Source organism: Phascolarctobacterium faecium DSM 14760, from assembly GCF_003269275.1.
Classification (GTDB): Bacteria; Bacillota; Negativicutes; order Acidaminococcales; family Acidaminococcaceae; genus Phascolarctobacterium; species Phascolarctobacterium faecium.
In genome coordinates this window covers 96,315-110,597 of sequence record NZ_QLTS01000008.1, presented here as the reverse complement: position 1 = coordinate 110,597, position 14,283 = coordinate 96,315, and the positions used below count along the sequence as shown (strand labels likewise).

At 41.7% G+C, this 14,283-nt stretch carries 8 protein-coding genes, 1 pseudogene and 1 riboswitch; of the genes and pseudogenes, 1 reads left to right on the top strand and 8 read right to left on the bottom strand.

Translation table 11 applies throughout. The features are described from left to right. The 3 genes and pseudogenes from C8D73_RS11495 to ftsH all read right to left on the bottom strand — a co-directional run. Positions 1-143, bottom strand: a pseudogene (locus C8D73_RS11495) (SLC13 family permease); the annotation flags it as partial. A 385-nt stretch (positions 144-528) separates the two neighbouring features. Then, positions 529-1,668, bottom strand: a complete 1,140-nt coding sequence (locus C8D73_RS09010) for an FAD-dependent oxidoreductase (RefSeq protein ID WP_113077980.1) — start codon at positions 1,666-1,668, stop codon at positions 529-531. Then, entirely contained in the window at positions 1,643-3,535 is a 1,893-nt protein-coding gene (gene ftsH / locus C8D73_RS09005; protein ID WP_021717544.1) for an ATP-dependent zinc metalloprotease FtsH, read from the bottom strand. Before ftsH ends, C8D73_RS09010 begins: the two co-directional genes overlap by 26 nt. Before the next feature lie 379 nt (positions 3,536-3,914). Here ftsH and C8D73_RS08995 point away from each other — a divergent pair, with 379 nt between their 5' ends. Continuing rightward, positions 3,915-7,355, top strand: coding sequence for a pyruvate carboxylase (locus tag C8D73_RS08995; RefSeq protein WP_113077978.1), 3,441 nt, complete (start codon positions 3,915-3,917; stop codon positions 7,353-7,355). Positions 7,356-7,412: 57 nt separating this feature from the next. On the opposite strand, the gene hutW is transcribed toward C8D73_RS08995, so the two are convergent. The 5 genes from hutW to C8D73_RS08970 form a co-directional block, all read right to left on the bottom strand. Further along, the gene (hutW, locus tag C8D73_RS08990; protein ID WP_113077977.1) at positions 7,413-8,939 is read right to left on the bottom strand and encodes a heme anaerobic degradation radical SAM methyltransferase ChuW/HutW; all 1,527 of its coding nucleotides are present in this window, start codon (positions 8,937-8,939) and stop codon (positions 7,413-7,415) included. Between the two features lie 41 nt (positions 8,940-8,980). Beyond that, positions 8,981-9,505, bottom strand: coding sequence for a flavodoxin family protein (locus C8D73_RS08985; protein ID WP_113077976.1), 525 nt, complete (start codon positions 9,503-9,505; stop codon positions 8,981-8,983). A gap of 123 nt (positions 9,506-9,628) precedes the next feature. Then, the gene (locus C8D73_RS08980) at positions 9,629-10,570 is read right to left on the bottom strand and encodes an ABC transporter substrate-binding protein (RefSeq protein WP_167457021.1); all 942 of its coding nucleotides are present in this window, start codon (positions 10,568-10,570) and stop codon (positions 9,629-9,631) included. Positions 10,571-10,631: 61 nt separating this feature from the next. After that, positions 10,632-12,743 carry a TonB-dependent receptor plug domain-containing protein gene (locus C8D73_RS08975; protein ID WP_167457020.1) on the bottom strand — a complete coding sequence of 704 codons (2,112 nt, stop codon included), beginning with the start codon at positions 12,741-12,743 and terminating at the stop codon, positions 10,632-10,634. A 138-nt stretch (positions 12,744-12,881) separates the two neighbouring features. After that, a riboswitch (cobalamin riboswitch) is annotated at positions 12,882-13,052 on the bottom strand. A gap of 218 nt (positions 13,053-13,270) precedes the next feature. Further along, positions 13,271-14,263 (bottom strand): type II asparaginase, encoded by a 993-nt coding sequence (locus tag C8D73_RS08970; protein ID WP_113077973.1) that lies wholly within the window; start codon positions 14,261-14,263, stop codon positions 13,271-13,273. Between the last annotated feature and the right edge of the window lie 20 nt (positions 14,264-14,283).

Here is a 14,283-nt window from a genome sequence, read left to right as displayed (position 1 = left end):
AAAACCTGTTTGGCCGGGATAAAACCCAAAAGGCCGCAGGCGATAGCGCCACTCATAGCAGTGATGGCCAAAGGAATAAGTTCAGTAATAAATAATAAAGCCACTATTGCCAGAACGATTAGACATTTTACTGCCGGTGTCATAAGACTCACCTCAATTCTCAAAATAGACTACATAAAATTTCTCCTTCGCTTTTGAAAGCTATTGCTTTCTTAACCTTTATTGTAAAGATTTTTTTCAACTTATGCCGAAGTTAATTGTTAACAAATCTGTTACAATATTGCTGATAATATTTGAATTAAATTAAACAAATGTTCAACTTTTTTGTTGCTGAGGCAACATATGTTCGTAGATTAGCTACTGAAGCCATTCTCCAGCCTCATATATTCCACTTTATTTTAAAGTATATAAAAACATTTTTACGTTGTATTTTAATCACCCTGCTATTTTTATTTAAAAATTCGCTTGCATTTATTAATAAAATAAAAACGCCAATATCCGTAAAAGGATATTGGCGTTTTTTTATAATTATTTTTTTAAAGCATGCAAATATTCAGCACATTCAACAGCCGCATTACGACCTTCTGCAAAAGCCCATTCCACAACACCTTGCCCACGCCGAGCATCGCCTGCTGCAAATACACCGGCACGTGAAGTATCAAAATAGCCGCTTCCTTTAGCGATCGTGCCAACAGGAGTTTTATTAAAAGCAAAAGTACTGAACACAGCAGGCTCCGGTCCTGTAAAACCAGTAGCAAGCAGCAAAAGCTGCGCCGGGATTTCTGACTCCGAGCCTTCGATCAACTGTGGTTTAGGCAAGCTGCCCGAAGCGGAGCTTATCCATTCTACCTTAGCGATGCGAACCCCTTTTACAAAGCCATTATCATCATATAAAACATCCTGAAGCATAGTGCCGTATGATAATGTAGGATCACTGCTGACCAACTCACAGAAACCGTCCTGCGTTTTTCCGGTCATCTCACATTCCCTCAGCTCCAGCTGAAGGATACTACGGGCCCCTTGGGCAAAAGCCACTGCAGCGCAGTCGATACCAGTATCTCCTCCGCCTATAATCACTACATCCTTACCTGCCGTATCAGCGGGAACAGATGTGTTTTGCTCCAACATTTCCTTCGTTACATAAGTCAGAAAATCTTTAGCATAGTAAACACCTTTAGCATCATCGCGGATCATTTTCAAACGTCGCGGTGAAGTACTGCCAACACAAACAATAATCGCAGCAAATTCCTTTTGCAGATCGGCAAAAGTTACCTGCTTGCCTATTTCTGTCTGCAGACGAAATTCCACTCCTGCATCCTGCAGCGCTTCTATTTTCTGCATGACGATATTTTTAGGAAGCTTAATATTAGGTACGCCATACATCAAAAGCCCACCCGGACGATCGTCACGCTCAAAAACCGTCACTTTAAAACCTAACCGAGTCAATTCGTCAGCACTGCCTAAACCAGCAGGACCTGAACCAACGACGGCAATTTTCACCTCGCCATCTGCACGCGCCACAGAACTGGGAATAGGATTAATCATAAACGCTTTCTTTACAAGAAAATCTTCAAGCTCTCTATCTTCACCCCATAGCTTTAAACGAGGCGGTAAATCTGGCAGTGTCAAAAAAGTCTCTCTGTCAAATACTGCTTGCTTCCTCAGCATCAGCTTCACCTTCTTTTACAACCGTCGCAGAAGTTTCAATAACATCAGCTTCACTATTCAGCAAACGCATAAACTCCTCGCCGGTAATCGTTTCACGTTCCAGCAGAAAGGCTGCCAGCTCGTGTAATTTTTCTTTATTTTCTTCCAGAATCTCACGCGCTTTCTGATGAGCTTCTTTGATAATTTCCAAAACTTTGGCATCAATTTTACTGGCTGTTTCGTCAGAACAGTTCAACGAAGGATCTCCGCCAAGATAAATATTAGTCATTGTTTCGGTAGCCATCATATCGAATTCTTCCGTCATACCCAGGCGGGTAACCATCGCACGCGCCAGCTTGGTAGCCTGCTCAATATCATTGGAAGCACCGGACGTAATAGAACTGAAAATAACTTCTTCTGCAGAACGTCCACCAGTAATAGTAACGATCTTATTGAAAAGTTCTTCTTTACTCATCAATACATTATCAGTTTCAGAAACCTGCATAGTATAACCCAGGGCTCCAGATGTACGAGGGATAATCGTAATTTTATGGACAGGAGCTGATTTTTTCTGCAAAGCAGCTACCAGTGCATGTCCAATTTCGTGATAAGCAACTATTTTCTTTTCTTCCGGCGGAATTACAGCGCCTTTACGCTGATAACCAGCAATAACTACTTCAACAGATTCCTCTAGATCGCTTTGGCTTACACAGGTACGGTTCATTTTGACAGCACGCAGGGCAGCCTCATTGACAATATTCGCTAATTCAGCACCAGAAGCACCCGCAGTAGCTCTTGCTACCGTCAAATAATCAATATCATCGCAGGTTTTAATTGCCTTCGCATGCACTTTCAGAATTGCTTCACGTCCCTGTAAATCAGGCAGCTCAACAGGTATACGGCGGTCAAAACGACCTGGACGCAAAAGCGCTTTATCCAATGATTCCGGACGGTTAGTTGCAGCTAGGATCACAACACCTTTACTGCCATCAAAGCCATCCATCTCTGAAAGCAGCTGATTCAAAGTCTGCTCACGTTCATCATTGCCGCCAAATTGTCCGCTGTCACGACGCTTGCCAATAGCATCTATCTCATCAATAAATACGATACAAGGAGCTTTTTCCTGAGCCTGCTTGAACAGATCACGGACACGCGCCGCACCCATACCAACAAACATCTCAATAAATTCACTGCCGGAAATACTGAAAAACGGCACTTTCGCCTCACCTGCTACAGCTTTAGCCAGCAGAGTTTTACCTGTACCAGGAGGACCAACCAGCAAGGCACCTTTTGGCATATTGGCTCCGATAGCCTGATATTTCGCAGGATTATGTAAAAAATCCACTAATTCCATCAATGCTTCTTTAGCCTCATCCTGCCCGGCTACATCGGCAAAACTTTTACCAGTCTGTGCTTCTACATACACCTTGGCATTACTCTTGCCAAAACTCATGGCATTGCCACCACCCAGTTTGCTGCCCATATAACGCATAAAAAGCTGGCCCAATGCGAAGAATATCATGATCGGTAAGACCCAGTTCATAAAGAAATTAACAAGCGGTGAATTTTCCTTTGGAATAACCTGCGAAAATTCTACTTTGCTCTTCATTAAGCGGTTAACCAAATCAGGGTCTTCTACCCTGCCTGTTACATAAATTACTTTGTTATCACTGTCTTTCGCAAGAACAGCTATCTTATTATTAGTGATCTCTACTTTTGCAACCTTACCATCGTCTACCATCTGTAAAAAGTTACCATAGGAAATCTCTTTGACCTGCGGGCTGAAAAACGTTGGTACGATAACCGTATTGATCAGTAAAATTATTGCCAAAGCCAAAATATAATAGTAATAAAGCGGCTTTTTAGGGGGAGCTTTTTTCTCTGGCATATCCGAACCTCCAAATATGTACATATATTGTACTTACATTATTATTCTATATTAAATGATAACCGTTCTTCGATAATTAAACAAGCAAAAAATCTGTGAAAGTCGGCAATAATACTTTCTTTTTCATTAAATAAAGTATCGAAATAATTTCTAAAAATCCTAACCACTGTTCTGCCCTGATTTTCCTGTCAGGAAACAGTCCTGCAAATTTTATGTATATACCGAAAAATTTTACACTAAAAAACCACAACTTAGCCGGTGTTTCAAAAAATGTATACAAAGTGCAGTGCAAGAATTATGTATACATGAACTTTTGATGTTGCCAGAAGTACTTTTTTCTTATACAATGGATACGGTCTCAACCAAAGGAGGGTTTACCATGAAAAAAATTAAAACAGTTCTAGTTGCTAACCGCGGCGAGATCGCGATCCGCGTTTTTCGTGCTTGTAATGAATTAGGCATCCGTACTGTAGCAATATACTCTAAGGAAGACACTTTATCTCTGCATCGTAACCGAGCCGATGAGGCTTATCTGGTCGGTGAAGGCAAAGGCCCCATAGACGCTTATCTTGATATTGAAGACATCATGCGTATTGCCCGAGAACACGATGTCGACGCCATTCATCCCGGCTATGGCTTTTTATCAGAAAACAGCCAACTGGCTAAACGCTGCGCTGAAGAAGGATTCATCTTTATCGGTCCGAGTCTTGAACACCTGATAATGTTCGGCGATAAGATCAATGCCCGCACGCAGGCTGAACTGGCTGGTATTCCAATGATTCCCGGTTCTACCGGCACAGTCAGCAGCGTAGAAGAAGTACGTGCTTTTGCGGGGAAACACGGTTTCCCGATCATTATCAAGGCTGTTAACGGCGGTGGCGGACGCGGCATGCGTATGGTAGCTTCAATGGACGAGCTGGATCAGGCTTACAGCCTTGCCAAATCAGAAGCACTCAAAGCCTTCGGCAGTGACGAGATCTACCTTGAAAAATATCTGCAAAACCCTAAACATATCGAAGTACAGATCATCGGCGATACCCACGGTAACATTGTACATCTGCACGAACGTGACTGTTCCGTACAGCGCCGGCATCAAAAACTGGTCGAAGTTGCTCCTGCTTTCTCTCTGCCTCAGCAGCTGCGCAGCCGTATTTGCGAAGCAGCCGTTAAATTGATGAAAAATGTTGATTATATCAGTGCTGGCACAGTTGAATTTTTAGCAACACCGGACAATAATTTCTACTTTATTGAAGTTAATCCAAGAATTCAGGTTGAACATACAGTTACCGAAGAAATCACCGGTATCGATATTGTACAAACACAAATTAAAATTGCTGAAGGCTATTCCATCCATGACCCTGAAATAGCGATCCCCGAACAAAAGGACATCATTACCCATGGCCATGCTATCCAATGCCGTATCACTACGGAGGATCCGGCCAACAATTTTATGCCAGATACCGGTAAACTGATCGCTTATCGCAGCGGCGGCGGCTTTGGCGTACGCCTGGACGGAGGTAATGCGTTTACTGGTTCCGTCATCACCCCGTACTACGATTCTCTGCTCGTTAAAGCAACCACCTGGGGACTGACACATCAAATAGCTATCAGTAAGATGCTGCGCTGTCTGAAGGAGTTCCGTATACGCGGCGTTAAAACCAATATTCTCTTTTTGGAAAATGTACTGCAGCATCCGCAATTCACTGACGGCAGCTACAGCACTAAATTTGTTGATGATAATACCGACTTGTTTATTTTCCCTAAAACACATGACCGCGGTACCAAACTGCTCAATTATATTGCCGATATCTCTATCAATGGCTATTCTAACGTAGGTGTACAGCCAAAACCGGAATTTGCCCCACTGAATATGCCCAAGCCCTTTATCGGTAAGATTCCTGATGGCAGCAAACAGGTTCTTGATACCCATGGCCCTGCAGGATTGGCAAAATGGGTACAGGCCCAAAGTGAAGTACTAATCACTGATACCACTTTCCGCGACGCACATCAGTCATTGTTTGCGACTCGTCTGCGTACAAACGATATGATGAAAGTAGCAGCTGCTACAGCAGGAAAACTTCCAAACCTTTTCTCATTCGAATGCTGGGGCGGCGCTACCTTTGACGTTGCTTACCGTTTTCTCGACGAAAGTCCCTGGGATCGGCTGCAGCAATTCCGTATAAAAGCACCTAATATTTTACTGCAAATGCTGCTGCGCGGAGCCAATGCAGTTGGCTATACCAGCTATCCTGATAATGTCGTCAAGGAATTTATTCATCTGGCCGCCAAAAACGGTGTCGATGTTTTCCGCATCTTTGACAGCCTCAACGGACTTGATAATATGCGTCTTTCCATAGATACTGTGCGAGAATGCAATAAAGTTGCCGAAGCGGCACTGTGCTATACCGGCGATATTCTGGACCCCCGCCGGGATAAATATGATCTGAAATATTATGTGGATATGGCTAAAGAGCTGGCAGCCGCCGGTGCCAATATTATTGCAATCAAAGATATGGCTGGACTGTTAAAACCTGAGGCGTCTTACCGCCTTGTCAGTGCTCTCAAAGACGCTGTTGACCTGCCGATACATCTGCACACACATGAAGGCAGCGGCAATGCTATCTACACTTACGCCCGTGCCGTCGATGCCGGTGTTGATATTGTTGATACAGCGATGTCCGCTATGAGTTGCGGCACTTCTCAGCCCAGCGGCAGCAGCCTCTATTATGCGCTCAGCGGTCATCCGCGCCAGCCGCGTGTAGACGTCGATGCTATGAACGAACTATCCCGTTATTGGGAAACCGTACGTCCATATTATAAAGCCGCTGACCAGACCGAACTGTTTCCAAACCCGGAAGTATATGTACACGAGATGCCGGGCGGCCAATACACCAACCTTAAACAGCAGGCAACCGCTCTCGGTCTTATCGAACGTTGGGAAGAAGTCAAAGATATGTATCACCGCGTCTCAATGATGTTCGGTGATTTAATCAAGGTAACTCCTTCTTCTAAAATAGTCGGTGATATGGCTCTCTTCATGGTACAAAACGATCTCAGCGAAGAAGATATCTATGCTAAAGGTGACGTACTCGATTTCCCTGCTTCTGTAGTGGAATTTTTTGAAGGCCGTATCGGCGTTCCTTATCAAGGCTTCCCTCAAAAACTGCAGCAAATAGTTCTCAAAGGACGTAAACCTTTAGAAGGCCGTCCCGGCGATACTTTGCCGCCTGTTAATTTTGAGGAAATAAAAGCTAAACTTGCAGAACTGGAAGCACCTATTACAGAAGAAGCCGTCAGCTCTTACTGTCTCTATCCAAAAGTCTTTACTGACTGGGTCAAACGCGTACATGATTTCGGAGATGTTTCTGTACTTGATACACCAACCTTCTTCTTCGGCATGAAAATAGGCGAAGAAATCAAAGTAGAAATCGAACAAGGCAAGATGCTGGTCATTAAGCTTGTACATATCGGCGAAGCCAATGCCGATGGTATTCGTACAGTATCCTTCGAATTCAACGGTCTGCCCAGGGAAATCGATATCAAAGACAGAAATGTCAAAGCTACCAATATCAGCCGCAAAAAAGCTGATAAAGCCAATCAGGGTGAGATCGGCGCTACTTTATCAGGTTCCGTTGTTAAAGTACTGGTGGAAAAAGGACAAGCAGTAACTAAAGGCACCCCGCTTGTAGTTACCGAAGCTATGAAAATGGAAACAACTATCGCCGCCCCAATCAGCGGTATAGTAGCCCAGATCCACGTAACAGCAGGTAACCGTATCGAAAGCGGCGACTGCCTGCTGGAAATCGAATTAAAAGCTTAAATAATAACCGATTAAAGCCCCTGTTCTTATTGAACAGGGGCTTTAATCATATAACTTTTAAGTACGATTTTCCATTGCACTCATCATTGTCAAAGCTGACTTTCTTCCCGCAACACGCGGCCCGTATACTAAATACTGCACAGCTATCATCACTGCACGATTCAATTGATTCTGCCAGAACAAACCCATTGGCGTCAGCTTATAAACACCATCAGCATCTTCCATTAAACCGTTGTTACGCCAACGTTCCAATAAAGGAAACAACAATTCAGAAAAAGGTATTTCTGATAAGCTTCTCAATTTTTGAGGTTCAAAGACGCCACTGTCAAACTGACCTTTGATCGCGGCAAAAACAGGCGCAAACTCATCTCTTTCAAATAACATAACAAAAGGCTTTATACCCTTATCAACCAGGCTTCCATATTTTTCCAGATCAAACGGCTGCATATAAGCATAATTGCCTAATGATCCGCCGCAGCCGGCTCCGAAAGCCAGAACCTGAGCGCCTTCTTTCACCATAGTATTATAACGGCTTATTTCCCTGTCATCAGTTGCCCAATGGCAACAGCTCAGCTGACGGCAGCCATTCCTGCTTAAAAATTCTGCGCCGCTGACAAAGAGCTCTGCCAACTCCCGCCCAGTAGGGAAATTACTCTGATCAACTTTAAATTGATTGCCCAGCGGCGTCCCAGGAAAAATCTGCAGTTTATACAAATCGACACCACTAAGACCGCAATCCAGATAAAACTGTAAATCTCGCTGCAGCAATTCTTTTGTCTGCCCCGGTAAACCATAAATCAGGTCAATGATAACCTTTGTACCCGTCGCAGCAAAAAGCTTCAATTTACGCACAACTTCTTCGCAGGTATCAGGACGCCCCAGTTGTCGGCGCAGATCCGTAGCAAAAGTTTGCACCCCAAAGCTAAATCTGTTTGCACCATTTTCGATGCAAGCAGCAAGTTTCTCTTCGTCCATATCATAAATACTGCTCTCAACCGTAATTTCACAATCAGAACTTAAAGGAAGCACTTGGCGTACCTTCTGCAAAATACTGCTGAGCTGTTCTTTCGTCAAGGTTCCAGGAGTCCCGCCGCCAAGAAAGACCGCTTGGATTTCCGCAGTTTTCAAATAATGCATATTACGCATCTGTTCCAGCTCTGTCAAAAGCTTGGTTACATATTCTGCTTCTGCTTTTATTGAAGAACCCTGTTTAAAAAAGCTACAATAAGTGCATCTGATCTTGCAAAAAGGAATATGGATATAAGCTGCTATAGGCCTGCTGCTGGAAGCTTCACGCAAAAGCTTCTTGAAAGCATTCTGTCCCAGAGGCGGCGGCAGCGGTTTGATGCCTTTATCTTCAAATAAAACATCAACTTCTTCCATTGCCGCATATGAGCGTGCAGCCTTCTCTTTGCCGATAATTTTTTCTAAATCCGGCAGACGCCAAAAGTGCTCCAGCCTCTTTTTATAAAAAACCATTAAGTCACCTTGCGGTTTCTCTGTCAGTAATTTATCCCAGGAACTAGTTATTTTGTCTTTAAGCATCATTTTGCCCAGCGTGGTGATTTTGTCTATTTTTTTCATTTTTAAAATTACCCAGTATTTTCTAAAAATCCATACAAATTTTATTTATAAAACCTGTCATAAAAAGTGATAAATTTTTGTATATACTCTCCTGCAGCTTGCAAATCTGCTTCATCAGGATGAGTACTTGCGTCCTTCCACCGTTTTTTACTTTCTTCCGTAGGTGCATGCGGATGTCCTTCAGGCATATTCATCATTGTTTCGATCAGCTTCGGATCAATCGCACCGCGAATAGATAAAGTGCCTACTACTTTACAGCCGGTGCTTAAATATCTGCCGGCATTGGCTAATGAGCTGATCCCGTGCTCAGAGTAAGCTTCTGCTCCCAACGTTTGAAAAAGTACGACTTTTTTATTATCCAAAGTCTGCAAAAACTCCTGCATATCCTTATCGGGTTCACCTTTATCGACCCAATAACCAGCAAAAATAACCTTATAATCATCTACTGCCGGCACCTGCTTCACAGCAGCAAGGTCACAGCGTTCTCCTGCCACTTCATAAAATTTCTTTGCAACTTTCTCTGTATTGCCGGTTTTACTGGAATAAACAATCAAAAAATCTTTCATAAATTTTCATTCCTTTCATATTACGTTTGCTGAAATAACATTGTTCCATGAAGTTAGCCTTCGCTTACTTATGTTGTCATTATAAACCATAATTCAAAATCTTGCCAAAATAATTTTTTAGCCTTATTCCTGCAGCTTCGATGCCATATATTCTACAGCCTGAGAGTATCTAAGTCCTGGATTCAAAAGAAATAATTCATCCGGCAAATAATATACTGCATTATTTTTTACTGCCGTTATTGATTCCCAGGCAGGACTGCTCATAACGTCATTTTGCAAACGCACTTCAATATCGTTTTTATCTCCCATTGAGGTAATAAAAATTATTTCCGGGTCTTTTTCTATTAAGAATTCCAGATTATAAGGAGCTTTATCAGACATCTGTTCACCAGTTGGAGCAGTTACACTCTGAATGTCCTGGACAATATTATGTAGTTGCAATAACTTGGCAACACAGCCAGCAATACTATTTTCCTTCTCTAATGTCACATTTTGTGCGCTGCTGTGTAAAATAGCAACCCTTTTAGTATTTTTAGGAAGCTGCTTAACTGTATTCTGTACTTTTTTGTCAAGCTCTGATGCAATTTTTAGCCCTTTCTCTTTCTGGCCAGTCAGTTCACCTAAAATTTTTATACTATGTTTGACATCTTCATAAGTTTTTAAATTTAAAACTACTACAGGAATACCATTTGCTTCAAAAAGTTGGATGTATTTTTCATGCATCCCCTTATAAGCGACAATCAAATCAGGCTTCAATTCTACTACTTTTTCAGTATTGATATTAAAAATAAAGCCAACAACAGCAGCATTTTTGGCAAAATCAGGAGTCCTGACAATTGTGGATTCCGCCCGTCCTACAACATTTCCATCTAAAACTTCCAAAAGTTCTAAAAAAGAAGGTGACAGAACTACGATCCTTTCAGGCTTTTTGGAAAAAGCAACCTGCCTGCCATTATCGTCCGTTATTTTCATCAACCCGCTATCTTTATGAATTTCTTTTGAAGTGCAGCCATACATAGTTACTGAAACTGCCAACAAGCACAGCATTAAAATTATTTTTTTCATATCATAACTCCATTTAAAATATCTAGCAGGCATTAAGCCCGCTAGATATTTCTACTATGTATTAAAATTTATATTCCATACCAACTCTATACAAACGTCCTAAATTTCCATCAGCATAAGCGCCAAAATTCCTATGATTACTTATGTTATCGATCCCCAAATAAATCTTGGCATCTTTAGTAAGGTGTTTTGATGCCATAATATTAGCAATAGTAAAATTCTTAGTAGAATATACAGAATTCCCCATTGTACTCTTATCTGCGTTGTGATAATAATAATTTAGATTAGAAACAATATCAAAACTGCAATCCCAGGCATAAATATTTTGCGGTTGATAAGATACACCAAAAGTTAACTGATGCTTAGCACGATCAGTTAAACGCGTTCCGCCTGTCTTATCTTTAGCCTCTAAATAAGTATAACCAAAATTCATAAAAATATTTTTCCCTAATTCATGCGAACCATAAAATTCTACACCCTGTAATGTTGCCTTTGGTACATTCCGATAAGTCATAACCTGATCTCTACCAAGTCCCGGATAGCTATTGGGATCATCATCAGTAAATCTGCCTGTCCAGTATGAACTTATCAAATCCTTAACGTCATTGCGGAAAATTCCTAAATGAGCTGTAGTTTTATCTCCCCAGTCCTTCTCCACAGCTAATTCATAACTTAAAGATTTTTCCGGTTGCAAATCTGGATTACCCTCAAAAAACTGTCCTGAGCCACCCGGATTAGCAGCGTACATCTCCCAAAAATGGTACAACTCATTAACTGTAGGAGTTTTATACCCTTGACCGATAACAGCCTTCACACGTATGTCTTTAGCCGCATTATAAGTAGTTGCCAAACGGCTTGTTATTTCACTGCCAAATTTATCACTGTAATCATAACGTACAGAAGGAATAATCAACCATTTTTCATCAGGTTTAAATTCATCCTGAACATATACGGCAGTATAATTAATAGCCGCTTCATCATAAGCATTATATGCACTGCCTCCAGCTACAGGAGTACCTTTCTTCTTTAATCTGGTCCCTTCACTGTTATCCCGGCGGTACTCCAGCCCTGCCGTTAAATAATGTTTATCTCCCATATGCCATGAATCGTGACCTTCAATAACACTCAAGGTCCTTTTTACAGTATCAATCTTAGGATCTTTAACAGTTATTGTTCCAGGTTTGCCGCCCGTAAACATTTGCGTAACATCCTGACTTGTATAACGTTTATCATAAACCGATTGATAAGCTCTGATAATCCAGCTTTGCTTTTCATCATCACCTTTATAGGTCAGTGAATAATCTGTACGTTTGTTATCATTATAAATAGTAGATTTTTTATTTTGCCAGACTTCACCCGGCCTCATAACTGTTACAGATGAACTACCCTTCTGATTATCCTCTTTAATCCTGCTGAAATCGGCAGATAATTGATTTCCATTATCAAACTTATAACCTACACTTAAAGATATCGGTTGTTCCTTTCCATAAAAATTCATTTCATCTCCGCTGCCTGCTGGATCCATATAAGGCCTATTATTATTCAAGCCAGCATTTAACTTATAGGATACATTTTTTTCAACCCCCTGCAGATAAACATTAGACTTGTAGCCAGCACCTTTACCATTTTCATACCAGCCATATTCATAATTGATACTACCGGCATTTTTTTCCGGAGTTTTTGTAATTACATTGATAACCCCCGCCATAGCATCACTGCCATACAAAGCTCCGGCTGGACCTCTGATAATTTCTACACGTTCCACATCCTCCATGCGAATACGATCAACGTCCCAGGCATTAGCGGAATTATAGGAAAGTTCCCCACCCAAACGCTTACCGTCTACCATAATTAAAACATGCCTTGACTCACTGCCGCGAATACTGACATTACTGCGTCCCTGAAAATCATTAAAGACGTTTACTCCCAACGCAGATTTTAAAGCGTCACGCAACGTTTTCGCCTGTGTTTCTTCCAATTTTTTGCTGCTGACAATTTCTACAGCCGAGGGGCTTTCCTTCACGCTCATCTCCGTCCTTGTAGCAGTAATGACCATAGGGTCAAGTGTAAAACTTTCTGTAACTTCTTCAGCATGAGCAGTAACACCACTAAACAAAAAACTTGAACCAATCAGTGTAAATATCAATGACCTTTTCTTTACAAATCTTCTCACCTTTAACCACATCCATTTCCCATATTATTTCTACATTTATTCAAAAGCTTTTGCCCTTGAAACAAAATAAAACGCTCTTCTGCATATAAATACAGAAAGGCGTCAAATAATTGCGCAATCCCATCAATCGCAGGAATTTTATAGCGTCAAAATCAGGCAGTTCTTCTGGCTCTGCTTCATCGCTCGTCTTGCCTTCCCAGTTTCCCAGTGACATTTTAAGACTAACTCTGCATTACAGCTGCGGGACAGCACAGGTTTTACACCTGTTTCTCTATTAAGCATTACTGCACCTGATCTTATATATTTATTGTTTTATACAACTATTTAGAATTTTACTTATTTGTTTATATAATTGTTTTGATAAATATTCCTATTATTTTTATTTTATCATCAAGTAGTCCCCCCTGTCAAGCGCTCGTCCGCATCGAGCGGACGGCAACTGACGCTGCGCTTATTCAAAAGATTTATTTCTTCTGATACAAAGAAAACACCGCTTGTTTAAACAAGCGGTGTTTTACTATTATTCCTTAATATTCATCAAACATTCTTTGAATTTCCTCTGGACTTTTCGTTCTAAGCAGCGCCAATTGCAGAAGTATTCTGGCTTTCTGCGGATTAAGACTGTCCGCAGCTATAAATTTGTTATCAGTATCGTTTGCACTCCGGCTTACGATACCATTACCGACCCTCGTACTGCGTACTACAGGAATACCACTTCGAGCAATCTTGATCAGGGCAGGCTTTATATTGATATGCAGATTCCCGTGACCAAAGGCTGCAATAACTATTCCCAGCGCCCCAGCCGAAACTGCCGCTCTTACTAAAATATCATCACAGTTTACGTGCAGATAGACGATATCAACTCGCGGCAGAGCAGTTACTTTACTGATATCAAACTCAGCTGCTGCCGTATGCCGACGCAGACTTGCTTTATAGAAAATAGGTTTCCCATTTTGAAAATAGCCTAAATATCCCAGTTCCCACGATTTAAATGTTTCCACATGTGTAGTATTGGTTTTAGTTGCATCACGAGCCCCATTAATTTGATCATTCATTGCAATCAATACGCCCTTACCAACCGCCTCTTGCGAACCGGCTAAAGCAACTGCATTCAGCAGATTGACAGGACCATCGGCACTCATCGCTGTTGCCGGACGCATAGCGCCAACTAAAACCACCGGTTTCTCACTTTTAACAGTTAAATTTAGAAAATATGCTGTTTCTTCCAGCGTATCTGTACCATGTGTAATAACAATACCATCGACTTCCGGCTGTTGCAGAAGTTCACTGACCCTACGGCTTAATCTCAGCCAGATATCATCAATCATATCAAAACTGCCGATATTGCAGAACTGTTCACCAGTTACATCCGCAACTTCAAGCATTTCCGGAACAGCATTTATCAAGGTCTGAATACCTATTTCACCAGCCTGATAGCCTGTCATTTCTGTATTAGAGCCTGCTTTACCGGCAATAGTTCCACCAGTTCCCAGAATTACGACTTTTGGTTTCCTCATCATTTACACCTGCCTCAATACCA